Annotated in this window: 23 protein-coding genes; 14 read left to right on the top strand and 9 right to left on the bottom strand. The window is 46.4% G+C overall.

The window, feature by feature from the left end; translation table 11 throughout:
* The first annotated feature begins 78 nt into the window (after positions 1-78).
* Complete coding sequence (locus LSG37_RS18105) at positions 79-303, top strand: hypothetical protein (protein WP_233081224.1); 225 nt, start codon at positions 79-81, stop codon at positions 301-303.
* On the opposite strand, the gene LSG37_RS18100 is transcribed toward LSG37_RS18105, so the two are convergent.
* Positions 294-959, bottom strand: a complete 666-nt coding sequence (locus LSG37_RS18100; protein ID WP_233081222.1) for a substrate-binding periplasmic protein — start codon at positions 957-959, stop codon at positions 294-296. The two genes, LSG37_RS18105 and LSG37_RS18100, sit on opposite strands and share 10 nt — an antisense overlap.
* A 120-nt stretch (positions 960-1,079) precedes the next feature.
* Between LSG37_RS18100 and LSG37_RS18095 the strand changes: the two genes are divergently transcribed.
* Positions 1,080-2,525 carry a mannose-1-phosphate guanylyltransferase/mannose-6-phosphate isomerase gene (locus tag LSG37_RS18095; protein WP_233081220.1) on the top strand — a complete coding sequence of 482 codons (1,446 nt, stop codon included), beginning with the start codon at positions 1,080-1,082 and terminating at the stop codon, positions 2,523-2,525.
* A gap of 53 nt (positions 2,526-2,578) precedes the next feature.
* Here LSG37_RS18095 and gorA read toward each other — a convergent pair whose 3' ends face one another.
* Positions 2,579-3,928, bottom strand: a complete 1,350-nt coding sequence (gene gorA, locus LSG37_RS18090) for a glutathione-disulfide reductase (RefSeq protein WP_233081218.1) — start codon at positions 3,926-3,928, stop codon at positions 2,579-2,581.
* Positions 3,929-4,131: 203 nt separating this feature from the next.
* Between gorA and prlC the strand changes: the two genes are divergently transcribed.
* The 6 genes from prlC (at position 4,132) to LSG37_RS18060 (ending at position 12,914) form a co-directional block, all read left to right on the top strand.
* On the top strand, positions 4,132-6,153 hold the full coding sequence (gene prlC, locus LSG37_RS18085) for an oligopeptidase A (RefSeq protein WP_233081217.1): 2,022 nt from the start codon (positions 4,132-4,134) through the stop codon (positions 6,151-6,153).
* An 82-nt stretch (positions 6,154-6,235) separates the two neighbouring features.
* A complete protein-coding gene (locus tag LSG37_RS18080; RefSeq protein ID WP_233081215.1) occupies positions 6,236-6,937 on the top strand; it encodes a DNA-3-methyladenine glycosylase I in 702 nt (233 codons plus the stop codon).
* A gap of 139 nt (positions 6,938-7,076) precedes the next feature.
* Positions 7,077-7,961 carry an ABC transporter ATP-binding protein gene (locus LSG37_RS18075; protein ID WP_233081213.1) on the top strand — a complete coding sequence of 295 codons (885 nt, stop codon included), beginning with the start codon at positions 7,077-7,079 and terminating at the stop codon, positions 7,959-7,961.
* A gap of 8 nt (positions 7,962-7,969) precedes the next feature.
* Positions 7,970-11,524, top strand: a complete 3,555-nt coding sequence (locus tag LSG37_RS18070; RefSeq protein ID WP_233081211.1) for an ABC transporter permease/M1 family aminopeptidase — start codon at positions 7,970-7,972, stop codon at positions 11,522-11,524.
* A 126-nt stretch (positions 11,525-11,650) separates the two neighbouring features.
* Positions 11,651-12,409, top strand: coding sequence for a class I SAM-dependent methyltransferase (locus LSG37_RS18065; RefSeq protein ID WP_233081209.1), 759 nt, complete (start codon positions 11,651-11,653; stop codon positions 12,407-12,409).
* 31 nt (positions 12,410-12,440) lie between these two features.
* Positions 12,441-12,914, top strand: coding sequence for a peroxiredoxin (locus LSG37_RS18060; RefSeq protein ID WP_233081207.1), 474 nt, complete (start codon positions 12,441-12,443; stop codon positions 12,912-12,914).
* 52 nt (positions 12,915-12,966) lie between these two features.
* On the opposite strand, the gene LSG37_RS18055 is transcribed toward LSG37_RS18060, so the two are convergent.
* The gene (locus LSG37_RS18055) at positions 12,967-13,935 is read right to left on the bottom strand and encodes a hypothetical protein (RefSeq protein WP_233081206.1); all 969 of its coding nucleotides are present in this window, start codon (positions 13,933-13,935) and stop codon (positions 12,967-12,969) included.
* A 207-nt stretch (positions 13,936-14,142) separates the two neighbouring features.
* Here LSG37_RS18055 and glf point away from each other — a divergent pair, with 207 nt between their 5' ends.
* Genes glf through LSG37_RS18040 form a run of 3 tightly spaced genes read left to right on the top strand, consistent with a single transcriptional unit; the run spans position 14,143 to position 16,126 of the window.
* Positions 14,143-15,297 carry a UDP-galactopyranose mutase gene (gene glf / locus LSG37_RS18050; protein WP_233081204.1) on the top strand — a complete coding sequence of 385 codons (1,155 nt, stop codon included), beginning with the start codon at positions 14,143-14,145 and terminating at the stop codon, positions 15,295-15,297.
* 15 nt (positions 15,298-15,312) lie between these two features.
* Positions 15,313-15,804 carry a hypothetical protein gene (locus LSG37_RS18045; RefSeq protein ID WP_233081202.1) on the top strand — a complete coding sequence of 164 codons (492 nt, stop codon included), beginning with the start codon at positions 15,313-15,315 and terminating at the stop codon, positions 15,802-15,804.
* Positions 15,770-16,126 carry a hypothetical protein gene (locus tag LSG37_RS18040; protein WP_233081200.1) on the top strand — a complete coding sequence of 119 codons (357 nt, stop codon included), beginning with the start codon at positions 15,770-15,772 and terminating at the stop codon, positions 16,124-16,126. The genes LSG37_RS18045 and LSG37_RS18040 overlap by 35 nt, the downstream gene beginning before the upstream one ends.
* Before the next feature lie 146 nt (positions 16,127-16,272).
* On the opposite strand, the gene gmhB is transcribed toward LSG37_RS18040, so the two are convergent.
* The 6 genes from gmhB to LSG37_RS18010 form a co-directional block, all read right to left on the bottom strand.
* A complete protein-coding gene (gene gmhB, locus LSG37_RS18035) occupies positions 16,273-16,830 on the bottom strand; it encodes a D-glycero-beta-D-manno-heptose 1,7-bisphosphate 7-phosphatase (RefSeq protein WP_233081199.1) in 558 nt (185 codons plus the stop codon).
* A 10-nt stretch (positions 16,831-16,840) separates the two neighbouring features.
* Positions 16,841-17,902 carry a glycosyltransferase family 9 protein gene (locus tag LSG37_RS18030; protein ID WP_233081197.1) on the bottom strand — a complete coding sequence of 354 codons (1,062 nt, stop codon included), beginning with the start codon at positions 17,900-17,902 and terminating at the stop codon, positions 16,841-16,843.
* 1 nt (position 17,903) lies between these two features.
* Positions 17,904-19,364, bottom strand: coding sequence for a bifunctional D-glycero-beta-D-manno-heptose-7-phosphate kinase/D-glycero-beta-D-manno-heptose 1-phosphate adenylyltransferase HldE (hldE, locus tag LSG37_RS18025; protein ID WP_233081195.1), 1,461 nt, complete (start codon positions 19,362-19,364; stop codon positions 17,904-17,906).
* A complete protein-coding gene (locus tag LSG37_RS18020) occupies positions 19,364-19,945 on the bottom strand; it encodes a D-sedoheptulose-7-phosphate isomerase (protein ID WP_233081194.1) in 582 nt (193 codons plus the stop codon). The genes hldE and LSG37_RS18020 overlap by 1 nt, the downstream gene beginning before the upstream one ends.
* Before the next feature lie 163 nt (positions 19,946-20,108).
* Entirely contained in the window at positions 20,109-21,257 is a 1,149-nt protein-coding gene (locus LSG37_RS18015; protein ID WP_233081193.1) for a glycosyltransferase, read from the bottom strand.
* The gene (locus LSG37_RS18010; RefSeq protein ID WP_233081192.1) at positions 21,254-22,228 is read right to left on the bottom strand and encodes a hypothetical protein; all 975 of its coding nucleotides are present in this window, start codon (positions 22,226-22,228) and stop codon (positions 21,254-21,256) included. Before LSG37_RS18010 ends, LSG37_RS18015 begins: the two co-directional genes overlap by 4 nt.
* A 166-nt stretch (positions 22,229-22,394) precedes the next feature.
* Between LSG37_RS18010 and waaA the strand changes: the two genes are divergently transcribed.
* The 3 genes from waaA (at position 22,395) to LSG37_RS17995 (ending at position 26,684) form a co-directional block, all read left to right on the top strand.
* A complete protein-coding gene (gene waaA / locus LSG37_RS18005) occupies positions 22,395-24,446 on the top strand; it encodes a lipid IV(A) 3-deoxy-D-manno-octulosonic acid transferase (protein ID WP_233081191.1) in 2,052 nt (683 codons plus the stop codon).
* Entirely contained in the window at positions 24,446-25,627 is a 1,182-nt protein-coding gene (locus LSG37_RS18000) for a BaiN/RdsA family NAD(P)/FAD-dependent oxidoreductase (protein WP_233081190.1), read from the top strand. The genes waaA and LSG37_RS18000 overlap by 1 nt, the downstream gene beginning before the upstream one ends.
* Before the next feature lie 235 nt (positions 25,628-25,862).
* Positions 25,863-26,684: an abortive infection family protein gene (locus LSG37_RS17995; protein WP_233081189.1), complete on the top strand. Its 822-nt coding sequence runs from the start codon at positions 25,863-25,865 to the stop codon at positions 26,682-26,684.
* Positions 26,685-26,814 lie beyond the last annotated feature (130 nt).

The following is a 26,814-nucleotide window of genomic DNA, read 5'->3' as shown; positions in this document are numbered from 1 at the left end:
TGTGACAAAAAAATCTGCGGCTTTCCAGATAGCTTTGTTATGTTAAGCTGAAGCTAAAGCGAATTGGAGTAAAAATTAATGTCAGGACAAGGATCCGGCGGCAATGTATTGGCCGCATTATGTAGTTTGTTTATTCCTGGTTTAGGCCAACTGCTACAAGGCCGCTTATTGGCCGCTATACTGTTTTTTGTTATCACAGTAGTGGGTTATGCACTTTGGTGGTTAGTTATTCCTGCCATTATCGGCGCTATTGCCCACTTATTCGCCATACTGGATGCGGCGCGTTTCCGATCTTATAACTGAGACGGTACAACTAACTGACGTAATGCGGCTTCCAATTGAGGGACTAAAGCCGCATGGCGTTCGTGCACATAGTGAAAGATTTCTGTTTTGGCCAAATCAGGTGCGATAGTGTAAATCCCATGATTTTTCTGCTGTTTTAACTGCCATTCTGTTTCATCCCCTAATGCTACAACTACATCAGTCCGGCCGGACAACAGCCGTTGTATCGCTTGAGAAATGGTATTTACTTCGGTGTATTCCTGATCCTGCATATTCACTTTGGCCAGATAAATGCCTCGCAATACATCAACACGAAAGGCTGATAAATCCTGCCAGCGCTCGATTTTTAGCTTGGGATTGCGGCTGAATGCGGTAATACGGATATGGCCTATAGGGACCTCCACCCTGAGCATATTTGGCAACATGTCAGCAGCTTGGGCAGTGCGGCTTAATTCAGCATCCAGTATCTGCCCTTTATTACTTTCGTGGGCGCTGCGCTCCAATGGCATCACTATCAGTACCATCTGATAGCCCAACTGCTGATAAGCTTTATCCATCAATAAAATACTGGGATGATCGGCAGGTAAATTGTTGGAAGCGCCCACAGCAATTTTTTGCTCGCTGGCTAACGCCGTACTGAGTCCGATCCAACAGAAACACAAGGCAAAAAGACGCATAAGTGAGCAAAGTCCTTGAAGCTGATTTGTATTGACTATAGCAAAACAGCTAAAGTGCGGTCCTAAGTTTCATCCTGATGGCCGGTCCGGCACTACAGACAAAACGGCGAAGGAGAGCAAATGATTTTACCTGTGATTATGGCGGGCGGTTCAGGCAGCAGATTATGGCCTTTGTCCCGTGAACTGATGCCAAAACAGTTTCTAAAACTGGATGGTGATTTCACTATGCTACAGGCCACGCTGAATCGCTTGCAAGGACTGAACACACAAACTGCGCTGGTGATTTGTCATGAAGATCACAGGTTTGTAGCCGCCGAGCAGTTAAGACAAATCAATCAGCTTCATCACAATATTGTGCTGGAACCGGCTGGCCGCAATACAGCTCCTGCTATTGCGCTTGCCGCATTTACCGCTATTAAAAAAGGTCAGGACCCTTTGTTGCTGGTACTGGCTGCAGATCATCTGATAGGTGATCATCAGGTTTTTCAGCGGGCAGTTGCAGCAGCAACAGAGTTTGCTGAGGCGGATCAGTTAGTTACTTTTGGTATTGTGCCTGTGAGCGCAGAAACCGGCTATGGCTATATCAAAAGAGGGCAAACCACAAGGTTGAACCAGGCCACAGCTTATCAGGTAGCGCAATTTGTCGAAAAACCACAGCTGGACACTGCACTGGCTTATATCCGTAGCGGCGACTATTACTGGAACAGTGGCATGTTTTTATTTAAGGCCAGTGTTTACCTAAAGGAACTGCAGCAATACAGACCTGATATTTACGCTGCTTGCGAGCAGGCAATGGCTGAAGTAAATCCGGACTTAGATTTTATCCGTGTCGATCAGCAGGCATTTTTATCTTGTCCGTCTGAGTCTGTGGATTATGCAGTAATGGAAAAAACCAATGCTGCTGTGGTGGTGCCTTTGGAAACACATTGGAGTGATGTCGGCAGCTGGTCATCTTTATGGCACAACTCAGAAAAGAACAGCGATGGCAATGTGCATAAAGGCGAGGTGCTGAGTCTGGACAGCCAGAATAACTATGTTATGGCTGAAACCGGTTTGGTGGCGACTTTGGGGTTACAGGATATGCTGGTGGTGCAAACCAGAGATGCAGTGCTGGTTGCGGCCAAAGAGCGGGCACAGGATGTAAAAGCCATAGTACAGCAGTTGAGCGAATTGGGCCGCACTGAACATCAAAGTCACCGAGAGCTATACCGCCCTTGGGGCAAAAGTGATTCACTGGCTCAGGGCGCGCGGCATCAAGTGAAACATATTACGGTTAATCCCGGCCAAAAGTTGTCGGTACAAATGCATCATCACAGAGCCGAGCACTGGATAGTAGTGGCAGGTACAGCTTTGGTGACTATTGATGGTGTGGAAACCTTTCTGTTAGAAAATCAGTCGGTTTATGTGCCTTTAGGTGCAGTCCATTCGCTGGAAAATCCAGGGAAAATACCACTGGAACTGATAGAAGTGCAGTCCGGAACTTATCTGGGCGAAGACGATATTGTGCGGTTTTCAGATTGGTATGGCAGGGTGGGCCAGAACTTTGACTCTGACCCTAAGATCTGACAAGACTTTAAAGCAGGGTAAAAGCCTGAGCTAAGACCCGTTTAAGCTGTTCATTATCTGAGAGTAACAAACTCTTCGGCAGACGTCGGATGTATAGCCACGCAGTTATCAAAGTCGGCTTTGGTGGCGCCCATTTTGATAGCCACACCAAAACCCTGCAGCATTTCATCCGCGCCAAAACCTATCACATGCAAACCTACTACTTTTTCAGTAGGGCCAGCGCACACCAGTTTCATCCGGGTGAGCTGACGATGTTGGGTTAAAGCCGTGTACATAGCAGCAAATTCGCTGCGATACACTTTCACTTGCTCATCACCAAACTGCTGACGGGCTTCGTCTTCGGTTAAGCCTATAGTGCCAATAGGAGGGTGTGAAAACACCACTGTCGGCACTGTGCTGTAATCCAGCTTGCTGTCTGGTTTATTATTAAACAACCGCTCTGACAAACGTCGTCCTGCAGCTACTGCCACCGGAGTTAAAGCCAGACGGCCTGTATTATCACCTACGGCATAAATGCCAGGCACATTAGTATTCTGATACTCATCGGTTGGAATAAAACCGTCGGCGTCCAACGTCACACCGGCTTTTTCCAGTTGCAGTTGGTCATTGGCAGGCTCGCGGCCTATAGCCCAAATCAGGCAATCCACAGTCAGGTTCTGGCCTGTCGATACCTGAACAGTTAAATAGCCATCGGTATTTTTACTGACAGAAGTGACTTCGGTATGGCTTTGCAGCTTAGGACCATCTTTGGCCATCAGTTCTACTAAGGTGTCGGACAAAATAGGGTCGAAACCACGCAGTGGTTTGTCTTTACGCACCAGTAAATGGGTTTCACTGCCCAAGGCTTGCATCACACCGGCAATTTCTACGGCTATATAACCAGCACCCACCACGGCTACACGCTTTGGCTGGCTTTGTAAGGCAAAAAAGCCATCGCTGTCGATGCCAAGTTCTGCGCCAGGTAAATCAGGACGTACAGGACGACCACCAGTGGCTATGGTGATATGGTCAGCGCTATAGAGTTTGCCATCCACTTCGACGGTGTTTTTATCGACAAAACGGGCAAAACCACGGATTACTGTGACACCGTTTTTCGCCAACACTCTGTCGTAAGAGCCATGAATTCTGGATATATAAGCTTCACGGCTTTCTACTAATTTGGTCCAATTCAAAGCAGGCATTTCAACATCTAAGCCATAATCTGGCGCGTATTTAATGGCATCGGCAATTTGCCCTGCGAACCACATTGCTTTTTTCGGCACGCAACCTACGTTAACACAGGTGCCGCCTAAAAATTTAGCTTCGATAATGGCGCATTTTTGGCCATGACTGGCTGCTCTGTTGGCGCTGGCAATACCACCGCTGCCGCCGCCTATGGCGATATAGTCAAAATGTTCAGTCATTATCTTTAAGCCTTGCAGTTGATTTGTTGAGTTTTAATATGAGGGTAATGTGGTCGAACTCAAGGCGTTTTTACAAAAGCTGCATATAAATCTGCCATGTGTCTGCAGTAAATTGCTTGAGAATGTTATAAAAGCCCCAATACTGCTGTTATACCCAGCGTTAAATCACACGCCACTTTTTCAAAGGCCAGAAGAGATAAACCATGACCCAAGCCTTACCCGTATTTAGTCAAATTGAACCCAGCCAAATTAAAGCCCGTGTTGAACAGTTGATCGCTGCTTGCACCGCAGATATCGAAGCTGTAGTGAAAGAGCCAAACCCAAGCTGGCAGTCGCTTATTGTGGCGCTGGAAGAAAATAGCGATGAGCTTGGCAAATTCTGGTCGCCTGTATCGCATTTAAATTCGGTAAAAAACAGCCCCGAATTACGTGAAGCTTACGAAAGCTGCCTGCCGCTGTTATCTGATTTCAGCACTTATGTCGGCCAGCACGAAGGTTTGTATCAGGCCTATTTAAAGCTGTCGCAAAGCGCTGAATACGCCACTTTAACTGCAGCGCAGCAAAAAGTGATTCAAAACGCCTTACGCGATTTTAAGCTGTCCGGTATTGGTTTATCAGATGAGAAAAAGCAGCGCTACGGTGAAATTCAAAGTCGTGCTTCCGATTTAGCTTCCAGTTTTTCCAACAATACCCTGGATGCTACTCAAGCCTGGTTTAAACATATTGAAGATGAAAGCCTGCTGTCTGGTTTACCTGAAGATGCCAAATTAGCAGCGGCAGAAGCTGCTGCGCAAAAAGAATTATCCGGCTGGGTCTTTACGCTGGAGTTCCCAAGTTATATCGCTATTTTAACTTATGCCGACAATCGCGATTTACGCGCTGAGTTGTATCAGGCCTATTGCACCAGAGCATCGGATCAAGGCCCAACCGCTGGTCAGTTTGATAACACCGCCATTATTGAAGAAACCTTAGCTTTGCGTCACGAGCTGGCTCAGCTGCTGGACTTTGATAACGCTGCAGAAGAATCATTGGCAACCAAAATGGCCGAAAGCCCGGCCCAGGTGCTGGAGTTTTTAGCCGATTTAGCCCGTCGTGCTAAACCTCAGGCCTTGCAGGATCTGGCCGAGTTAAAAGCTTTTGTTAAAGCAGAATTTGGCGTGGACGAGTTAAATTCCTGGGATGTGACTTATTACTCTGAAAAGTTAAAGCAGGCTAAATACTCCATTTCTGACGAAGCGTTGCGACCTTATTTCCCCGAAAGCAAAGTAGTGCCGGGTTTATTCAGCGTATTGAGTAAGCTATTTGGCATCAGCGTTCAAAAGCGCGATGGTGTCGATGTCTGGCATCCGGATGTGAGCTTTTACGATATTTTCGACGCCAAAGGTGAGCTGCGTGGCAGTTTTTATCTGGATTTGTACGCCCGTGCGAAAAAACGCGGTGGGGCCTGGATGGATGATTGTCAGGGCCGACGCTGGAAAGCCGATGGCAGCCTGCAGCATCCGGTCGCCTATTTAACCTGTAACTTTAATAAACCTGTAGGCGGCAAACCGGCGTTATTTACCCATGATGAAGTCGTCACTTTGTTCCATGAATTTGGTCATGGTTTGCATCATATGCTGACCCAAGTGGATGCGTCTGATGTAGCTGGTATCAGTGGTGTGGCATGGGACGCTGTCGAATTACCTAGTCAGTTTTTAGAAAACTGGTGCTGGCAACCAGAAGCTTTGGCGCTTATTTCAGGCCATTACCAGACTGGCGAGGCGTTGCCACAAGATATGCTGGATAAAATGCTGGCAGCGAAGAACTTCCAATCGGCGTTGTTTTTAGTGCGCCAGCTGGAATTTGCTTTGTTTGATTTCCGTTTGCATGCCGAATACGACCCTGCTTTGGGTGGCCGTGTGCAGCACATTCTGGATGATGTGCGCCAGCAGGTTTCTGTGATCATGCCGCCACGTTTTAACCGCTTCCAGCATGGTTTTAGTCATATCTTCGCTGGGGGTTATGGTGCTGGTTACTACAGCTATTTATGGGCTGAAGTGCTGTCTGCCGATGCTTTTGGCCGCTTTGAAGAAGAAGGTATTTTTAATGCCGCTGTGGGCCAGGATTTCCTGCACTGCATTTTAGAAAAAGGTGGTAGCGCAGAACCTATGGAGCTGTTTAAAGCCTTCCGTGGTCGAGAGCCATCCAATGCGGCCTTATTACGGCATATGGGTATAGCTGCTTAGTTGATGGAGATCCTCGCCCGAACAGGTACGGGCGGGGACAAGCCCGCGCCCCTACATGACACTAATTAATGGAGAGGCCTTGATGGCTTTTGTTGAAAAGTTTGAACTGATTTATCAGCGTGCCGCCGAGCGCAAAGGTGGCAAGGCAGCATTGCAGGCTTTGTTAAATAAACCCCGAACTGCAGCGCAGCTCAAACAGCTGACAGATGCGGAGTGTTTAAGTGAGTTCAGCAAAAAAATCTTTCAGTCGGGTTTTGTCTGGTCTGTGGTGGAGAAAAAGTGGCCGGGTTTTGAAGAGATCTTTTTTGGCTTTGAACCTGAAAAAATGCTGCTGATGAGTGATGAAATGTTAGCAGCGAAAGCTACAGATCCCCGTATTATCCGTAACGCGACCAAAGTATTTGCGATACGCGATAACGCCTTGATGATCCAGCAGGTGGCTGACAAATATGGCAGTTTTGGTGCCTTTTTAGCCCAGTGGCCTGCTGAGGACATTATTGGCTTATGGGGTTATCTGAAAAAACACGGCTGTCGTTTAGGCGGTAATACCGGCGCTTATGCTCTGCGTGTGCTGGGTAAAGATACTTTTATTCTCAGTCAGGATTTAGAAGCTTATCTGCGTAACTTTGGTGTAGTAGAAGGTGGTCTAAGCAGTCAGAAAAACCAAAAAGCAATTCAGCAGCAATTTAATGTGTGGCAGCAAGAGTCTGGCTTAAGCCTGCAGGAAATCAGTAAAGTGGTGGCTTTTAGCTGCGGTGATAACTATGTAGGCCTCAAGATGTAGGTTAAAAGGTCAGAGTCAAAGCTCTGACCCTTTAATAACTTGTTACAACTTCACTTCATTTGTAACTCATTGATGAGTTACTACTCTTTAAACTCCATGTTAACTTAGTGTATTAAAGCACCATAACAAGGAGATCCCTATGCTGGAAATTAAAGGCCTGACCAAAACGTATGACAACGGCGTCAAAGCGCTGAATAACGTCAATTTATCCATCAGCAAAGGTATGTTTGGCCTGTTAGGTCCTAATGGTGCCGGTAAATCTTCGTTAATGCGCACTATCGCAACCTTGCAGCAGCCCGACAGTGGCAGCATAGTATTTAATGGCATTGATGTATTAAAAGACCCGCAGGCGCTTCGCAAAACGCTGGGTTATCTGCCACAGGATTTCAGTGTTTATCCACGTATCAGTGCTTTTGATTTATTGGATCATCTGGCTGTGCTCAAAGGCTTTATGCAGAAAAAAGAGCGTAAAGAACTGGTCGAAGGCTTATTGGCTCATACCAACTTATTTCAGCATAAAGACAAAGCCGTTAGTGGTTTCTCCGGTGGTATGCGCCAGCGTTTTGGTATAGCTCAGGCTTTGTTGGGGAATCCGGATTTGTTGATTGTCGATGAACCTACTGCAGGTTTGGACCCGGAAGAGCGCAATAGATTTCATAACCTGTTGGTCAGTCTGGGTGAAGAAAAAGTTATTATTTTATCCACTCACATAGTCGACGACGTGGCAGAGCTGTGTCCTGCTATGGCGGTATTGGCCGGTGGGCAGATTTTATTACAAGGCAACCCTCTGGATTTGATTCAGCAGGTGGGAGGCCAGATCTGGACTAAAACAGTATCACAACAGGAAGCGGCTGAACTGGAAAAAGTCTTGCCTGTGATCTCCAAGCGTTTATTTGCGGGTCGTACTGTGCTGAATGTATTTGCAGAGCAAGCGCCTGAAGGTTTTGTTGCTACAGCTGCTGGCCTGGAAGATGTGTACTTCTCCTGTTTATCCAATCATCGCTCAGCACAAGCTGCGGCTTAGGAGGGGTTATGTTTGGTTTAATGACCCGCTTTGAGCTGCGCTATTATCTGAGCCAGCCATCTTTTTATGTCGTCAGTTTATTGCTGTTTTTAGTCAGCTTTTTATCTGTAGCCTCAGACAATGTCACTATAGGCGGTGGCGGCGAGGTGTTTAAAAATAGCCCTTTTGCTATAGGCCAGACGCTGCTGACTTTAAGCTTATTTGCCATGTTTCTGGTGGTGAACTTTGTTGGTAGCAGCGCAGTGCGCAATCAACAGCATCAGATGGAAGAGCTGATTTACAGTAAACCAGTGTCGCCTTTTGCTTACCAGTTTGGCCGTTTTTTTGGCAGCTATCTGGTGGTGTTATTGGTCTATATCGCTGTGCCTTTGGGTATGTTACTCGCGAGTTTTATGCCATGGGTTGATGCCAGCCGGTTTGGGCCAACAGAGCTGTCGGCTTATGCCTATAACTTTGTGGTGTTATCTGTTCCGAGCTTTTTTATTATCTCAGCTCTGTTTTATGCCATAGCGGCACGTTTTCGCTCCATGATGGCGTTGTATCTGATTGCTGTGGTGCTGCTGGTGCTTTATATAGTCTCTGGTTCAGTGGCGCGTTTACCTGAGTACCGGGTTTGGGCTGCCTTGTTAGATCCTTTTGGCTTACGCACCTTTTTTGATGTGACCCGTTACTGGACTATTCAGGAGAAAAACACGCTGTTGATTGGTTTTGAAGGCGTGTTACTGCAAAACCGCTTGTTATGGTTGGGTGTCGCTGTCGTCTTACTGGCGTTTTCCGGTTTATTTAAATTGCCTTCACTGGACAGGAAAGACAGAAAAAAATCGAAGAAAGCTGAACTGAAACAGCCTGAACTGTCACTGGAAACCTTGCAAAGAAAGTCCTCCGCAACAGCGCTTCTACCCGCCTTTTGGGTTCGGTTAAGGTTCGAAGTGAAGCAAGTGTTGTTGACTGCACCTTTTATTATTTTGGGGTTAATTACAGTCGCTCAACTGATAGGTCCGCTGTTTGCTGACTTTGGCTGGTATGGCACCTCAAACTGGCCTCTGACTCAGACCATGGTGGGTCATGTGATTGGCTCTGTCAGCTTGTTGATGATTATTGTTATTGTCTATTACAGTGCTGAAGTGGTGTGGCGTGAACGCAATTCAGGTATGGGCGATATTATCGATACTATGCCAGTGCCGAATTTAACTTTCTGGACCGCCAAGTTACTGGCTATGGCGCTGGTGATGGCAACTTTGATTGTGATCGGTATTTTAACCACTATCAGTTACCAGTTGATTAAAGGCATTGAAAACTTTGAGCTGGTGCAGTACCTGATCCGTTTAGGCTTTTTCTTCCTGCTGCCTTTTATCATGAGTGCTGTGTTGGCGTTTTTCCTGCAGGTGTTAAGCCCAAATAAATTTGTCGGTATGGGGCTTTTTGTTGGCTATTTCTTAAGCACCATGGTGATGGCATCCTGGGGTTTAGGTCACAGCTTATATAACTTCAGCTCTTCACCCTCCATAGGTTTTTCTGACCTGAATCAATATGCCAGCAGCTTAACGACCCATTCGGTTTATATGGTGTATTGGGGAGCTATCAGCAGCATTTTATTTGTACTGGGTTATGGTTTGTACCACAGAGGGCCGCTGCAAAGCCTGAAAGTGCGCTGGAGCAAACTGGGTTACCACTTAGGTAAAACCGGCAAAGCCGTTATTGCTGTATCTGCTGTGGTTGCGATAAGCACAGGTGCTTTTATTTATCAGCAAACCATAGTGCTGAATAACTACGTGACCGCTGAAGAAACCACGGATTTACAGGCCGAGTATGAAAAAGCCTTTATTCAGTATGCGACTTTACCTGTGTTAGTCACTACCAGCGTAAATGCGCAAATTGACCTGTATCCATCAGAGCAGAAAGTGCTGGCCCGGATGCAAATTCAGTGGCAAAACAAATCGCAACAGCCTGTTGAAAAGCTACTGGTGAACTGGCCTGAGAATACTCAGCAAATGACAGTGACTATTGAAGGTGCAAGCCTTGGAGAGCGGGACGCTAAATTCCGTACTTCATGGTTAACCTTCAGCACTCCGGTCGCTCCTGGCGCTACAGTTGCGGGTGTTATTGAACTGACCCGTGAATCTAAGGGGCTGCGCGAAACAGGTTTTGATTCGTCTGTGGTTGAAAACGGTACTTTTATCAACAACAGAGAATTATTGCCAACTTTTGGTTATCAGGAAGGTTACGAGCTGCAAGACAGACACGAGCGCTTAAAACGTGATTTAGAGCCAAACGAGCGTGCCAATAAGCTGGAAGATTCTAAGTTTTATACGCAGAACTTCTTTGGCGCTGACGGTGATTTTATTCAGTTTGAAGCCACAGTATCGACAGAAGCTGATCAAGTGGCTTTAACCCCTGGTTATCTGCAAAAACAATGGCAACAGGATGGCCGTAATTACTTCAGTTACAAAATGGATCAGCCTATGGTGAATTTCTACTCCATCAGCTCAGGCCGTTATGAAGTGAAAAAAGCACAGCACAATGGCGTGGCTATTGAAGTCTATTACCACAAAGGCCACCCATGGAACGTCGAGCGTATGGTGGAGTCAGTGAAAGATTCGATAGACTACTTCACTGCTGCTTTTGGTCCTTACCAGCACAAACAGCTGCGTATTATCGAGTTCCCTGGTTACCGCAGTTTTGCCCAGAGTTTTGCCAATACAGTGCCTTACTCTGAGCAAATCGGCTTTATTACCGACCTGCGTGATCCGGAAAATATCGATCCTGTGTATTACGTTACGGCTCATGAAGTGGCGCACCAATGGTGGGGTCATCAGGTGGGCGCTGCTGATGTGCAGGGTAGCGCAGTGATTTCGGAAAGTTTGTCGCAGTATTCAGCTTTGATGGTGATGGAGAAAAAATACGGTGCCGACAAGATCCGTAAATTCCTGAAAATTGAGTTAGACCGCTATTTACAGGGCCGCTCTACTGAGCGTTTAGGTGAACAGCCCTTATTACGTTCAGAAGGCCAGGGTTATATTCATTACCAAAAAGGTTCAGTGGTGATGATGGCGATTAAAGACCGTTTAGGTGAAGAGCGCTTAAATGCCAACTTAAAGGCTTTTAACGAACGCTATCGTTACCGCAATGACCCTTTCCCAACCACTTTGGATTTGGTCAGCTATTTAAGCCAAAACACAGTGGCGGAAGAAAAGGCTTTTATTGACGACTTGTTTAATAACATCACCTTGTATGATTTACGGGTGAAAGACGCCAAAGTAACAGAGCTGGCCGATGGCAAGTTCCAACTGAATTTGATTCTGCATGCCGACAAGTTAGTGGCTGATGACAAAGGGGTTGAAACAACCCAAGCGCTGGCTGAGCAAATAGATATTGGTGTGTTCAGTGTCGACCCGGATCAAACCACTGGTGAAAGTGGCGTGATTTATCTGAAGAAGCATCAGTTGGTGACAGGAGAAAACAGCATTGAGCTGGTGCTGGATAAGAAACCTCTGTATGTAGGTGTCGATCCTTTTGTTCGCCTGATAGACCGCGACGGCGCAGATAACATCCGTAAGTTATAAACATCAATTGGGGTCAGCTGACATTGTTAACTGTTAACAATGTCAGCTGACCCCTTTTTTAAACAGGGTGAGGGCGGTTACACTAGCTATAGTTTTCTATCTGATGTGAAAAGTTAAAGTGACACTATGTCCAGCACTTGTTATTTAACCCAGCCTGACTTTCCTGCTGAATTGGCTGAAAGCCTGCAACAACAGTTTGGGCTGACTGCAACTCATGCCCCTCAAGGCTGGTATTTATGCTGGACAGGCGATGCCTTGGTGTTACGTAACACAGAACTTAATAAACAAGGCGATATACTGGTCGACTTCGCCAGTGGTGCTGCAACCTACAGACGTAAGTTTGGTGGCGGTAAAAGTGAAGCCATAGCCAAAGCTGTAGGTTTAACCAAAAAACCGGGTTTAACAGTAGTAGATGCAACAGCTGGTTTAGGCCGTGATGCCTTAGTGTTAGCCAGTTTAGGCGCTAAAGTAACCTTAGTGGAGCGTCAGCCTGCAGTGGCTGCTTTATTGGCGGATGGCTTGCGCCGCGCTGCCCTCGACCCAGAATTAGCGCATTGGTTGCCTGAACGTATGCAATTGGTATTTGCGCCGTCTCAACAAGCGCTGACCCAATTGCCAAGCCCGGATGTGGTGTATTTAGACCCTATGTTTCCGGCTCGTGAAAAGTCGGCTTTGGTAAAAAAAGAGATGCAGGCTTTTCATCAGGTGGTAGGCACAGATGACGATGCAGATGCCTTGTTTCCATTAGCCTGGCAACTGGCGAGCAAAAGAGTAGTGGTAAAGCGGCCTGGTTATGCAGAGTTTTTAGCCGGGCAAAAACCCAGTATGCAAATCGAAGGTAAAAACAACAGATTTGATGTGTATGTCAAAGCAGCTCTCGAATAACTGAATTAGCTGGATTAAAAGGGATAAATTTATGATCAAAATTGGCGATACCTTACCCGAAGTGACCTTTGCACGTTTAACCGACAATGGCCCGGTGAACCTGACCACTGCCGAAGTTTTTAAAGGCGAAAAAGTGGTGTTGTTTGCAGTACCAGGCGCTTTTACTCCAACCTGTAGCGCAGCCCATTTACCAGGTTTTATCGAATATGCGCAGCAGTTTTTTGATAAAGGCGTGGACCGTATTATCTGTACTTCGGTGAACGATGCTTATGTGATGGATGCCTGGGGCAAAGCTCATAACGCCAGTGACATTGTGTTTTTAGCAGACGGCGCCGGCAAGTTTGCCAAAGCTATAGGTTTGGATGCAGATACTGGCGATTTTGGTGGTGTGCGTTCAAAGCGTTACGCTATGGTTGTGGAGAATGCCGTAGTGACAGCGCTGAATGTCGATGAACCTAAGCAGTTTGAAGTCAGTAAAGCAGAAGTGATGTTAGAGCTGGTGTAAGCCAGCTCTGGTCTGCTCGTACCCTGATTGCAAATACATCAGGGCAGCTATATCACTGCAGATAAAGAGTGCCATTGGCTTTTATCATCGCCAGCCATTGCTCTGACAAAGCCTGAGCTTGTTCAATCTGCTCTGGTGTAAGTTCTGACTGACGACGTTGTACAAACCATGAGTATCTGCTTTGCAATTCATTGTCGTCCGCCAGTTCCAGGATCAGCAGATTAAAGGCGTAGGACTTAGCACGACCATGGTCACCATAGTTTTGTGAGTGGTGCATATTCGACAGTGTGATCAGCGCTTTGATGCTGCCGTGTTGTGATGCGGATTCCAATAAAAAAAGCTGTAGCTGAATAAAGTCTTGCCGTTTTTGGATATAAGCGCTGCGTTCAAGCTCTGTCGCACCAGCCAATTTCATAAACAGCTCTGGCGTGATTGTGGCCATTTCCTCCTGAGCAGGTACATAACCCGCCTTGGCGGCACTTTCTAAATAAAGGTAAAACTCATCGCGTTGCTGCTGATTTATTCCGGCACAAAACTCATAGCGTTCTTTGATCTCAGCTATGGCAACACCATTGTCTTTATACTCATAGGCTTGTTGCAAACGAGCGTCTAAATCGGTTTCATCCAGCGGTGCCATTGCACAAAACCTCAGGTTCATTGCCAGACTATAGGCGGCCTGCAGATCGCCTTGGTCTGCCCGATTTTTCAGCCTTGTGTGCTGAGTTCGCAGAGGCTGATCCAGTTTCCAGTCTGTTCGTTCAATAACGACCATCTGTTCAGCTGGTTCTGACGTTGCCGGATTGGAATTGAGATCGGCGGTTAGGTCCTTCTCAATAGCTAAGGGCACCGGGCTGGATTTTTCAATATCAGAGTTTTGCTGTGTTTGATCTTGTGCTTGATCCTGATCGCTGCGGTCACTGCTAAAGTGGGTAAAAAACAATCTGCTGCAGATCAGCAGTAACAGGACAGACAAAGCTATTTTTGTCACAGGGGAATTGAAAAAAGCTAAGAGTTTGCGCATCACATTCCTTGTAAAAATTCAGATATGACCATACCAGAACTATCCAATCAACACCACGGCAGTGCGCAGCCTGTAGTACGGCTTTATATCGCTGAGCATCAGATTGTTGTCTTTGGTGCAATATTGTTAAGTTATGTTATACAGCCTGTTGTTTTATTTTGCCCGGTGTAATATGTCGGCAAATTTCTACATTGGGACCTTTCCTTTATGGCTAAACCTATAGGGATCGCCGGAGCCGGCTTTTCTGGGGCAGTCATTGCGCGTGAATTAGCAGAAGCAGGTTATTCGGTAACAGTTTTTGAGCCGAGAAACCATATCGCGGGCAATTGTTATTCAGAAAGAGATAAAGAGTCAGGCATTCTGTTGCATAGATATGGTCCCCATATCTTTCATACAGATAAGAAACATGTCTGGGACTACTTACATCGCTACACTGAATTTAAACCTTACACTAACAGGGTTAAAGCGCAAAGTGGCGGCAAAGTCTATTCTTTGCCTATCAATCTGCATACGATAAACCAATTTTTTGACAAAACCTTATCGCCTGATGAGGCAAAAGCTTTTATTAGTTCTTTGTCAGACACCTCTATTGTAGAGCCTGTTTCTTTTGAAGATCAGGCGTTGAAGTTTGTCGGTAAAGAGCTGTATGAAGCCTTTTTCAAAGGTTACACCTTAAAACAATGGGGACTGTCACCGAAAGAGTTGCCTGCCAGTATTCTGAAGCGTCTGCCGGTGCGTTTTAATTACGATGATAATTATTTCAATCATCAATATCAGGGCATGCCAACCGAAGGCTATACAGCTATTGTCGCTGCACTACTGGATCATCCCTCTATCACAGTCAAGTTGGGGCAAACTCTGACCGCTGAACAGGTCGATCAGTTTGAACAGGTGTTCTACTCGGGACCACTTGACTCCTATTTTGAGTTCCGCCTTGGACGTTTGGCGTATCGTACTCTTGATTTCGTTGAAATTCGAGCGACGGGAGATTATCAGGGTTGTGCGGTGATGAACTACTGTGATCAAGACATTCCTTTTACCCGGATTTCAGAGCATAAACATTTTGCACCATGGGAAACACACGAAGGAACAGTTTGTTATCAGGAGTTCAGTCGTTTAGCTGAACCTGAAGATACACCTTATTACCCCATACGTTTGTTAGAAGAAAAAAAATTGCTCAATGACTATGTTGCCCTGGCTAATCAGCAACAGAACGTGACCTTTGTTGGGCGGTTGGGTACTTACCGTTACCTGGATATGGATGTCACCATAGACGAAGCATTACAAACTGCAGAGACATTCCTGCGGTGTCAGACAGAAAAAACGCAGATGCCTGCTTTTGTTATTTCTCCTTTATCTTAACGCGGAGCTGAAGATATGAAACCTTTTCTGGTGATTGGGCGGGTAGGGGATAAGTCCTTGCATCCAGGCTGGTTGTTGGGGGCTGAACCTAATTTTGATGTGTTTTTGAGTTATTTTGGTGATGAACCAGACAAGTTTCGTGATCAGGCTACTTATTATGAGCAGGTAAAAGGTGGTAAGTGGCCAATACTCCACCGCATTATTACTGAACATTGGGAGCTGATCAGTCGCTACTCTGCGGTCTGGTTACCGGATGATGATTTACTGACCAATGCACATGATATAAATAAGATGTTTGCTTTTATGCAAGCTTTTGATTTATCGCTGGCGCAGCCAGCATTGTCATTAGATTCATACTTTTCGCATTCAAGTTTGTTACAGCAAACTAACTCTATACTGCGCTTTACTAATTTTGTTGAAGTGATGGCACCTATCTTTTCGGCAGATGCGTTAAAACAGCTACGCAACACCTTTGGCGAAAGTCCTTCAGGGCTGGGGACTGGATAATCTGTGGCCTCTGTTACTGGATAATAGCAATAAGCGCAAAATAGCAGTTCTTGATGCGGTGACTGTGGTGCACACCCGCCCTTTAGGGGGGGAGCTTTACAAAAAGAACCCAGAGTTGTCGCCTGAACGTGATGTAGAAAAACTGATTCAACAATACAGTGATTTGTTCATCAGCCGCAGGAGTTTTAAAAACAAGTTCCGCATTTATGCAACGGCAAATCTTGCAGTGAACAACTCTGATATATCCGCTTTTGTGAAAGGTAAACTGTATCGCCTAATTGCGAAGCATCGTAGTTCCAGAGTGGAAAAATATTCCGCTTAACAAAATTGGGTGGCTGTTCTGGTATTTGCGGAACAGTCGCCTGATGCTGTTGGTCTATTCCGGCACAAAACTGATAGCGTTCTTTGATGTTCGCGACCGTAAGGTTATCTTCATTACAGTCCTTGAAAAAGTGTAGGCCCGGAACCTCAGTTCTCCACTAATTCCAACGCCGCTTTTATCGAAGGCCAGACTTCATCTGCGCTGGCTTTGTCTTCTGCTGTCAGGCTTTGACCAGATAACACCAACACTTTACGGCCAACACCAGCAGCTTTGGCTGCCTGCATATCTGCTTTTTTATCACCAAGCATCAGGCTTTGGCTTGGATCTATCTGATACTTGTTTATGGCTTGCACTAACATGCCTGGGGCTGGTTTACGGCAATCGCAGTCGATTTGATAAGGCGGCTTGGCATTGACCGGATGATGAGGGCAAAAAAATACATCAGTAATAAAGACGCCGTTCGATTCAAACTGAGCTTTCATCCAGTTGGTTAACGCATTGAACTGCTGCTCATTGTAATAACCGCGGCCTATACCGGATTGGTTAGTCACTACTATCAGTAAATAACCCTGCTGCTGCAAATGGCGGCAAGCGTCAAACACACCGTCGATAAACTCGAATTGCTCCGGGCTGCTGACGTAGCCGTGATCGACGTTAATCACACCATCTCTGTCGAGAAAGGCGGCTTTTTGCATATTTTTCATAACTGCTGGCTCATAACTGCTGCTCTGTCACTACTTTATCGAACATAGCGGTTACAGCCTCTACAGCTATTTTTTGCATAATATCGCTGCCTTTGACGCGGGTGCCCCATTTCAGCTCTGCTGCAGTTTTGCCTTGCTGTGCCAGTAAAGATTGGTGATAGACCTCGACCACATACTGACGGAATAAATAAGGCCCTGTGCGATCAGGATTACTGTGGCCATACAAACCTATCACCGGAGTGCCAACAGCCACAGCCATATGAGTAGGGCCTGTATCTGGTGCTAAGACTAAACTTGCGTGTTTCAATAAAGCCAGCAGCTGTTTTAAATTGGTTTTGCCGGTCAGGTCTGTGATGGGATGCTGAGCCGATGCCAAAATAGCCTGACTTAAACTGCGTTCCAGCTCAGTCGGGCCTCCAGATAAAATCACTGCAAAGCCTTTAGTGTAAGCATAATCGGCCAAAGCCGCATAACGTTCTGGTAGCCAGTTACGTTCTGCTTTTGAAGCTGCAGGGCTGATGATCAATGTTCTGGAATTACCAGTCGCGGCAAGTTGCTCTTTAGCCCATAACTCGTCGGCGTCAGGAATAGGTAGTTGCCAGGTTGGAGTTTTTCCAAGCTCTTGCTCTGATACACCAATAGCTTTAGCAAACTGGCGAAAACCATCCAGCACATGACTGCGTGGTGCAGGTTCTATGCGGTGACGCATAAAAAGCGCATGCAGTTCTTTGGCGGTATGCCAGTCGAAACCAATCTTTTGGCGTGCCTTGATACACAAAGAGGCGACATTTGCGCGAAAGGCCACCTGCATATGCAGCAGCACGTCAAAATAGTCGTGTTTTAAATCCTGCTTTAGCTGGCTATAAGCCGCTTTGCCCAGCTTTTTATCAAACACGACAAAACGTACACCGGGCAAACCTTCCAGCAAACGCGCTTCGATTTTGCCGATAATCCATGTGATCTGCGCTTGTGGATGCTGGCGCTGAATAGATTGCACTACAGAGACTGCATTGCAGACATCGCCAATAGCAGATAAACGCAGAATACAAATAGATGTGATGGGCTGCGACAACTCAGTTATTTCCCTGCAAGTCCTGGATTTTCCGGATCACTTTGCTGGTGGAGCGGCCATCGACAAAAGTCAGCACCTGCACTTCGCCACCATGAGCTATCACCACATCAGCCCCTACTATGGTGTCAATGCTGTAGTCGCCACCTTTGACTAAGACGTCAGGCAATATGGTGCTGATTAATTTGAGCGGCGTATCGTTTTCGGCAACATCATCGGCAAAAGGCACTACCCAGTCGACACTGGCTAAACTTGCCAGCACTGTGGCTCTGTCTTCCAAAGTATTGATAGGGCGTTGCTCGCCTTTTAAACGGCGCACTGAAGCATCTGAATTCACGCCTACCACTAAACGGTCACCCAACGCCTTGGCCTGAGCTAAATAACGCACATGGCCGGCGTGTAAAATATCAAAGCAGCCGTTGGTAAAGACAATACGTTCGCCGTTTTGCCGGGCAAACTGAATATGCTGCAGTACTTTGTCAAAAGGCGTCTGGTAAAAGTCGCCCTGGCGGAATAAATCTTTATTCAGCTTAGCGGCCAGCTCTTCAGGAGAAACCGTCGCTGCTCCTACTTTGCCTACCACTATGCCAGCCGCTAAATTAGCCAGTTGAGTGGCGTCATGTAAGGACATACCTGCACTTAACATTACTGCCAAAGTGGCTATTACGGTATCGCCAGCACCGGTAACATCACTGACTTCCAACACCTGGGCCGGGAAGTGAAAATGTTCAGTGGCGGTGATCAGGCTCATACCTTGTTCGCTGCGGGTTAATAAAATCGAGGCTAAACCGGCTTTTTGCATCAGCTCGCGGGCTGAACTGAGCATTTCATCCACAGAGCCGGTTTTGCCGCCAGCGCTTTTAAATTCGCCTAAATTCGGCGTAATCACATCAGCACCGGCATATACTGACAAATCGGCTTGTTTTGGGTCGACCAATACCGTTTTGCCCGCCGCTTTGGCCAGTTTGATCATTTTGGCAATATGCTGCAATGAGCCTTTGTTGTAATCACTAAACAGAATGACATCGTAGTTCTGATACACAGTGGCAAAACGTTCAGCCAAGAGTTCGGCATCTTCGCTGCTGAACATTTCTTCCTGATCCAGCCGCACTATTTGCTGCTGGCGTGACACCACCCGCATTTTGGCGATGGTAGGTTTATGCGTCTGGCTAAACAGCTCGGAGTGAATTTGTTCACCGGCCAACAACTGCTGCAAAGACTCGCCCGCGCTGTCGTTGCCAATAATACCTAATAAGCCTACTTTACCGTCCAGATGGGCGATATTACGTGCAACGTTGGCAGCGCCACCGGCTTTGTCTTCTATTTTGCTGATTTTTACCACAGGCACCGGCGCTTCCGGCGATATCCGCTGTGAGTCGCCATTAAAATAGCGGTCCAGCATCACATCACCTACCACCAGCACAGAAGCAGAAGACAAATTTTGCAGCAGGCTCAGGTTAATCATTAGTTGTTTCCTACAATGGCCATATCCAGAGCCTCACAGAGCCAGTGGCCAATAAACATATGTATTTCCTGAATGCGGGCAGTTTCGTCGTTTTTAACGATAATCGGCAGTTTGGCAATGTCTTTAACTAAACCACCGTCACGGCCGGTCAGGGCTACGGTAAAAGCGCCTAAATCATTGGCGGCTTTTAAAGCTAAATTGATATTTGGGCTTTTACCCGACGTTGTCAGGCCAATCACCACGTCTTGTGGCCGCACTAAACCTAACACCTGACGCTCAAATACGCTGTCAAAATGGTAGTCGTTGGCGTGTGCTGTCAGAATAGAAGTGTCGGTTGTTAACGCAATAGACGCCAGCGGGCCACGTTCTGCTTTATAACGCACCATAAATTCAGCTGCTAAATGCTGGCTGTCGGCCGCGCTGCCGCCATTCCCCATCCAGACGACTTTGCCACCTTGTTGTAAGCAGTGTTGTACTGCTTCCAACAGTTGCATGGCTTCATCATGGTAGGCTTCCACTGTGGCAAAAGCGTCACGGTGACGTTTTAAACTATCTAAAAAACTTTGTTTTATGTTGGACATAGGAGGCTCGGCCTGGCTGCATGAATAAAGGCATTTTAACGGATCTGGTTTATTGCAAAAGAACTTTTTCTTGCTTCGGCTTAAAAGTAAGGCTGATTATGCTTATCAGCCTATACCCATGGCTTGACCGTCATTTTTTTGTCTGAAACTCTGTTTTAGCAATTTAGTCAGCCATATGCTTTAGTGCATGCTGAATATAAGAGTTAGCTACATAGCTGGCCTGTATTTTTTCATACATGGGCCATTGTTCTACATCCACTTTGGGTTTGGTTTGCAGTAAAAGTTTTATTTTTTTCGCAAAAGTATCAATATCAGACATAGGCACAAGCCAGTCTTCATGGAAATTTTGTAATATTTCTGCGGGACCATGAGGGCAATCGGTTGATAATACCGGAGTTCCGCACAGCAGTGCTTCTACCAGTACATTAGACAAACCTTCATAATCAGATGACAGCAGCAATAACCGGGCGTGGCGCATCCAGACAAATGGATTTTGTGTAAAACCAATCACTACCACTTTATCCTCTAAGTCATAGTTTTTAATCAGTTTTCTTAACTTGGTTGACTCTTTGGTCAGCAATACTAGCTTGGCTTCGACACCAGAACGTCTGTAGGCGTCAAATAATCTGTCAATGCGTTTCGCAGCGCTGACTCTGCCTATATGCAATAAATAAGGCGACTGAGGAAGTGCTGGTTCAGTGGCTTGAGCTGAATTTAAAATAGCCTGAGTATCGAATGGGTTATAAATAGTGGTCACGCTGGCGGCCTGTAGCCATTCGATATCCCCCTGTAGCTCTGCCCCCACGCCTGCAGACACAGTCACCAGATGCTGTTGATGCATCACAGCTTTACGTCTTTTTAAACGCTGATAACCAAAGAAGCCACGTTTTTTAGCATTGCTTAGTTCGGCTTTGCAGGGCGCATGCACCACATAGTGTCTTTTTATTTCGCACTGAAGGCCAGCCACTACACTGTGGCTAACGTCAAGGTGGCTATAAATAGCAGTCACAGCACCACCTTGCTCAATGTTGCGGATCACCTTCAGCAGCTCCTGTCTGACTTTACCGACGCGATACCAGCTGTCCAGGTTTTTATTGGTGCCAAATGGCAATACAAAACAATTGGTCAGGTGACTGATGTCATAGTCGCTTCTGCGACTCAGAGACACAATGTAAGACTCAGCATGGGGTTGATTGTTAATCGCCTCATGTAAGCGCAAAACTACAGCTTCCGCTCCGCCACCATTAAATGAGTCGATAACGTGAATAATGCGAACTGCATGTTCCGACTGCTGTACTTCTATTGCATTCATTTTTTTGACTCCAGCACCGATTTAAAATAATCCATGACGTAGGTTAAGCCTGGCGTGACATCAAGTTGATGTTTCAGAGGATGTTCCAGGGCTATTCTCGCTTGAGCCACTATGCTCTTTTGTTCAAGACTGGCCTGGTAAATGGCTTTTTGTTCAAGGCACTTGGCAATACGTGGTGGCTGATCTTTGGCTACAGGCACTGCGACAAGGTTTTTACGCAGCACTATGGCCTGACCCATCATGTCGCCACCACCACACACCACCAGTCTGGCATGTTGTATCAATGTCATCAGCTGCTCGTTTGGCAAACTTTTAACCAGCAGCATATTTTCAGTTGCAGTCAGGCTGCCCTGATAATTAGCGCCGGTGACCACAATATGCTGCAGATCCTGGCTATGAAGTTCTTTTGCTGCCTGATAAAACACTTCAATGGCAGGCACACCTTTATGACTATGACCACCGCCACCAGCTGCCCAAAGCACAAAATCCTGACCATTTAACCGGGCAAACTCCGCAGGTAAATCAGCTGCAGGAGGTGTAAACACAGGGCCTATAAACTGCGGAGCTTTGCCATTGCAGAGTTTGAGTTTAAGTTTTTCCAGCCAGGTTAAATCGCCATCCACAAATTTGAACTGGGTGATCCAGTGAGCGTCGAGAAAAGGCAAGCGCCCAAAAGAAAAACCACGTTTGCGTTTCTTTTTATGTTGGCTGATAAACACCACTTTGCTGCCACAGGCTTTTGCATGCCTGACCTGAGAAGCCCGGCCTGAACAATCAAAAATTGTGACATCAGGTTTATATCCGGACACCAACTGATTAACTGCACTGACTTCTTTAGTGGGTGAATTATTGAGCAGAAAATGCGGAAAAGGACAGCTGGACGCATAGGGTGCATCTTTGTTCAGAATAAAACTGATGTCTGATTCAGGCCATTGCCTTTTGATGGCCTGAGCAATAATAAGTGAGCGCATATACTCACCTATACCCTGGGCTGAAGATACGGGGATAAACAAAACTTTCAATGAATTAGCCATCTTAATTAAGCACTGTTTTGAGGCGCTGAGTTTAACAAATTGCGGTATAACAAGCTATTCTGCGATAATACAGCGCATTTTGCCGCTGGAACACGGGACATTGATGGTAAACCGCTGGATTTATAGTGTATTGCTTGTGCTGTGTTGGCCTCTGGTTATTTTTTATCTGCTAGTGCGCTCGCGCAAAGACCCAGCTTATCGTCAGCGTTTTGCTGAACGTTTTGCCTTAAAGCTGCCTGCGGCTTCGGCCAAAGACGGCATAGTGCTGCATACGGTGTCAGTGGGGGAGTTTAACGCCGCCAAACCTTTGATTAAGCAGCTATTAGTACAATACCCACAACTGACCTTAACTATCACCTGCACCACGCCCACAGCTTCAACTGCTATTATTAAACTGATGGCCGAACAGCGTGAATTGGGCCGCAAGCTTGAGCATTGTTATCTGCCTTTTGATTACCCTGTGTTGATGCGCCGTTGGCTGAGCTTTATGCAGCCGCAATTGCTGCTGATTCTGGAAACTGAGCTGTGGCCCAATTTGATCGCGAATTGCAAAGCTTTGGTTATTCCCACTTTGATAGTGAATGCCCGTTTGTCGGCACGCTCAGCTAAAGGTTACCGGCGTTTTAGCGCTTTGACTCAACCTATGCTGAAAAACATCAACCAGATTTTGACTTTGGATAAGCACAGTGCCCGGCGTTTTTCTGCATTAGGCGCACCCAATGTGCAGGTGGCAGGCAACTTAAAGTTTGAACTGGATGTGCCAAAAAGCAGCAGCCAATTGGCGCAAAGTTTGAAACCTTTGCTGCAGGGCCGTGTGGTTTGGGTGGCAGGCAGTACTCATGCCGGTGAAGATGAAGTGCTTATTCAGGCTTATCAGCAGTTAAAAACACAATTCCCGCAGTTAATGCTGGTGCTGGTACCAAGGCATCCGGAGCGTTTTGATAAGGTCGCAGAGCTGTTACAGCAACAGCAACTCAAGTTTGTTCGCAGAAGCAAAAATGGGCTACCTGATGCAAACACCGAAGTCTGGCTCGGTGATTCGATGGGCGAGTTATTAAGCTGGTATCAACTGGCCGATTTTGTGTTTGTCGGTGGCAGCCTGATCAACAGGGGAGGCCATAATCCACTCGAAGCTATGGCCTTTGGCAAAGCCGTGTTATCCGGCCCTTATGTGTTTAATTTTCAGCAAGTGTTTCAGATGCTGCAGCAACAGCAGGCTTATTTTCAGGTGCCTGATGTTGAAGCTCTGGTTGGTACAGTCACTCAGCTTATTCAGCAGCCCGAACTGGCGCTTAAGACCGGCGAAAAGGGCTTAAAGCTTTATCAGCAGCAGCAAGGTGCAGTGGCTCGTATCATGGCGCAGGTGAATAATTTATTGCCTATGGCTGAAATAAAAAAAATAAATGATGACAATGCTTTAGCATGGTTTGACCCGCACTTTTATCCGAACTTTGAAATGGCCTATTTTCAGAGCGAATTCTGGCAAAAACAAGCTTTAGTCACGGGCCAGTCAAAAGGTCGCAATACAGTTTGGTTTATCCGGCATCAGGACGGCAAAGAAGCAGTGCTGCGGCATTATTATCGCGGTGGTTTGGTCGGTAAATTCAATAAAGACAAGTTCTGGCCAGAGCCTGCAGCACTAAGCCGGGCTATGGCAGAATTCAGTTTACTCTGGCAAATGCGTTTATGGGGTTTACCTGTGCCACGGCCTTGTGCTGCTTTGTATCAAAAACAAGCCTTTGGCTACAGCGCTGATATTCTGATTGAACGTATCCCCGGCACCACGGACCTGGCTCATCTGCTGCAACAACGGCCTTTAACTTCGACTGAGTGGAAACAGCTGGGTGCTTTAATAGCCCGCTTCCATCAGCATCAGGTGTATCACTCCGACCTAAACTGCCACAATATTTTGCTGGATGATCAAGGCCGGTTCTGGTTAATCGACTTTGATAAATGCGCTATTCGCACAGCAGCTGATTATCCTGATCAAAGCTGGAAAACACAGAATCTTCAGCGTCTACTACGCTCGTTAACTAAAGAAAAACAGCAGTTGCCGGTTTTCCACTGGCAGAACGACCAATTCGCAGCGCTTGAGCTGGGTTATCAGCAAGCGGGCCTGAACCACACAAACCAAATCATACAGAGTACAAATTAATGCAGCAGTGGGACGTAATAGTTATAGGTGCAGGCGCAGCTGGTTTATTCAGCGCTATTGAAGCGGCCAAAAGAGGTCGTAAAACTCTGGTGTTGGATAATGGCAAACGTATAGGCCGCAAAATTCTGATGTCTGGTGGTGGCCGCTGTAACTTCACCAATATCTACGCCAGCCCGGCTAATTTTTTATCGCAAAACCCACATTTTTGTAAGTCGGCTTTAAGTCGTTATACCCAATGGGATTTTATCGCTTTGGTGCAGCAATACGGCATTGCCTATCACGAAAAAACACTGGGCCAGCTGTTTTGTGACGACAGCGCCAAAGACATAGTGGATATGCTGCAACAAGAATGCGACAAAGCTGGCGTGTCTATTGCGCTGCAACAGGATATTCAAAACGTCAGTTTTGCCGATGGTGTGTACACAGTCACTACGCCACAACTTAGCCGCAGCTGCCAAAGTTTAGTGGTGGCTTCTGGCGGTTTAAGTTTGCCGAATCTAGGTGCTACAGCTTATGGTTTTCAGCTGGCTGAGCAGTTTGGTTTAAACGTATTGCCAGTGCGCGCTGCGTTAGTGCCTTTAACCTGGCAACCTGCGGATAAAGCCGTCTTTGAAGAAATCAGTGGTGTGTCTTTACCTGTTACGGCTGAAGCCAATGATGTGGTATTTCCGGAAGATATGCTGTTTACCCACAGGGGCTTAAGTGGCCCTGCTATTTTGCAAATCTCCAGCTTCTGGCAACCGGGCGATGAGCTGGTGATCAACTTATCGCCGCAGCAGGATTTAAATGAATTTCTGCTGGAGCAACAGCAAAAACACCCTGAGCAGGAGCTAAAAACTATACTGTCGCGCCTGCTGCCTAAACGTTTAGTTGAAAAACTGCTGGAGCTGAATGTATTTCAGAATCAGGCTATTAAAGCCTTGCACGCTAAATCCATCCAGCGTTTAGCCGACAGCCTGACTCATTATGTATTTAAACCCAACGGCACCGAAGGCTACCGCACCGCCGAAGTGACTTTAGGTGGTGTCGACACCAACGAGCTATCGTCCAAAACCATGGAAGCGAAAAAACAACCAGGCCTGTATTTTGTTGGTGAAGTAGTAGACGTTACCGGCTGGTTAGGGGGCTACAACTTCCAGTGGGCTTGGGCATCGGGTTGGGTGGCAGGGCAGTATTGTTAAATAGTTTTTACGAACGTAAACAGAGAAATTAGCAATTAAACAGAGAATACTGTATTTAAATGAAGAAATTTCCCAGCGTTTAGACAGCGCCGTTTCTGATATTCTAAGAATATTCACAACGACTCAATGAACCGTGCTAGGTCTGAACTGATCTGACCGTTGTCGGTTTTGCTTGATACCTATGGTCGCCGGGTACACAACTATTCAATTTTGGGAGGAATGGATGCCGCTTCAAATGGCTAGCGAACTCAGATTTCCAATGGGCTCAACCGTATCCCTAAGCGAGCAGTCTTTAGATGATTTCTTGTCGTTGATCAGAAAAGTATCGGGAGATATGGATCGGCAAAGAATTATAGAAGTATTCAAACAGCATTTTTGTAAAGTGTCTGGTGATAACTACAATCGGAGTTCTTCGCTTAGTTGGGCTGAATCAGATATGTCTTCGCAGGCAAGGCGTGCTGCTGAGGACGCACCCAATTTTATCGCAGCCGTATATGAGGCATTTGAGGCGCTGCAAAACAGTGGTGTTACTGTGCCAACAATACAGCATATCAATCAGATTCTTCGAAATAACCAAGACAATTATCAAATTGTTGACTATGAACTCATTGTAACCACAGGTAGCGTTGCAGCCCCAGAGGTTAGTGAATCTGTGTCGAATTCAGTTATGCGTGCTTTAGGGGATGCAAAGGCATTAATTGGCACCGTGGATTCTTCAAGTGCAATTGATCGTGCCCATACGGCTCTCCACGGGTATTTGGTCCAACTTTGTACTGATAATCAAATAGTTCTTCCTGACGACCCTACGGCATCAAAGGCTTTCAAACTACTTCGACAGTACCATCCTGCATTACAAGCCGTGGGTCATCGAGCGGACGATGTAACAAGAGTCCTTAATTCTTTTGCTGCCTCAATCGACGCTTTTTCTACACTGAGAAATAAGGCCAGCCTCGCACATGTTAACGAATTACTGGATGTTCCCGAGGCCACTGCCATTGTAAACGCTATGTACACTGTGTTCAGGTATATTCAGGACTGTATGCGAAGGGGGCAGTAGAGGGATTGTTTAACAACCATAGCGTTGTAATCGGCACAGAAAGGCCAAACAGTTAAATTGTTACTGCGTTCGGTAGTGACTTTATCCAGCCTAGCCCATTCGCCACCGAAAAGTGAGCTAATGGATAATC

Source organism: Rheinheimera soli (assembly GCF_021290985.1).
Lineage (GTDB): Bacteria > Pseudomonadota > Gammaproteobacteria > Enterobacterales > Alteromonadaceae > Pararheinheimera > Pararheinheimera soli.
Note: the sequence above shows the minus strand (reverse complement) of the source record. Positions and strands in the feature narration are given on the sequence as shown.

Excerpts from the sequence above, each read along its gene's own strand:
- LSG37_RS18105 (WP_233081224.1), top strand. The coding sequence starts at position 79 with ATGTCAGGACAAGGATCCGGCGGCAATGTATTGGCCGCATTATGTAGT.
- LSG37_RS18100 (WP_233081222.1), bottom strand. The coding sequence starts at position 959 with ATGCGTCTTTTTGCCTTGTGTTTCTGTTGGATCGGACTCAGTACGGCG.
- LSG37_RS18095 (WP_233081220.1), top strand. The coding sequence starts at position 1,080 with ATGATTTTACCTGTGATTATGGCGGGCGGTTCAGGCAGCAGATTATGG.
- gorA (WP_233081218.1), bottom strand. The coding sequence starts at position 3,928 with ATGACTGAACATTTTGACTATATCGCCATAGGCGGCGGCAGCGGTGGT.
- prlC (WP_233081217.1), top strand. The coding sequence starts at position 4,132 with ATGACCCAAGCCTTACCCGTATTTAGTCAAATTGAACCCAGCCAAATT.
- LSG37_RS18080 (WP_233081215.1), top strand. The coding sequence starts at position 6,236 with ATGGCTTTTGTTGAAAAGTTTGAACTGATTTATCAGCGTGCCGCCGAG.
- LSG37_RS18075 (WP_233081213.1), top strand. The coding sequence starts at position 7,077 with ATGCTGGAAATTAAAGGCCTGACCAAAACGTATGACAACGGCGTCAAA.
- LSG37_RS18070 (WP_233081211.1), top strand. The coding sequence starts at position 7,970 with ATGTTTGGTTTAATGACCCGCTTTGAGCTGCGCTATTATCTGAGCCAG.
- LSG37_RS18065 (WP_233081209.1), top strand. The coding sequence starts at position 11,651 with ATGTCCAGCACTTGTTATTTAACCCAGCCTGACTTTCCTGCTGAATTG.
- LSG37_RS18060 (WP_233081207.1), top strand. The coding sequence starts at position 12,441 with ATGATCAAAATTGGCGATACCTTACCCGAAGTGACCTTTGCACGTTTA.
- LSG37_RS18055 (WP_233081206.1), bottom strand. The coding sequence starts at position 13,935 with ATGCGCAAACTCTTAGCTTTTTTCAATTCCCCTGTGACAAAAATAGCT.
- glf (WP_233081204.1), top strand. The coding sequence starts at position 14,143 with ATGGCTAAACCTATAGGGATCGCCGGAGCCGGCTTTTCTGGGGCAGTC.
- LSG37_RS18045 (WP_233081202.1), top strand. The coding sequence starts at position 15,313 with ATGAAACCTTTTCTGGTGATTGGGCGGGTAGGGGATAAGTCCTTGCAT.
- gmhB (WP_233081199.1), bottom strand. The coding sequence starts at position 16,830 with ATGAAAAATATGCAAAAAGCCGCCTTTCTCGACAGAGATGGTGTGATT.
- hldE (WP_233081195.1), bottom strand. The coding sequence starts at position 19,364 with ATGATTAACCTGAGCCTGCTGCAAAATTTGTCTTCTGCTTCTGTGCTG.
- LSG37_RS18020 (WP_233081194.1), bottom strand. The coding sequence starts at position 19,945 with ATGTCCAACATAAAACAAAGTTTTTTAGATAGTTTAAAACGTCACCGT.
- LSG37_RS18015 (WP_233081193.1), bottom strand. The coding sequence starts at position 21,257 with ATGAATGCAATAGAAGTACAGCAGTCGGAACATGCAGTTCGCATTATT.
- LSG37_RS18010 (WP_233081192.1), bottom strand. The coding sequence starts at position 22,228 with ATGCGCTCACTTATTATTGCTCAGGCCATCAAAAGGCAATGGCCTGAA.
- waaA (WP_233081191.1), top strand. The coding sequence starts at position 22,395 with ATGGTAAACCGCTGGATTTATAGTGTATTGCTTGTGCTGTGTTGGCCT.
- LSG37_RS18000 (WP_233081190.1), top strand. The coding sequence starts at position 24,446 with ATGCAGCAGTGGGACGTAATAGTTATAGGTGCAGGCGCAGCTGGTTTA.
- LSG37_RS17995 (WP_233081189.1), top strand. The coding sequence starts at position 25,863 with ATGGCTAGCGAACTCAGATTTCCAATGGGCTCAACCGTATCCCTAAGC.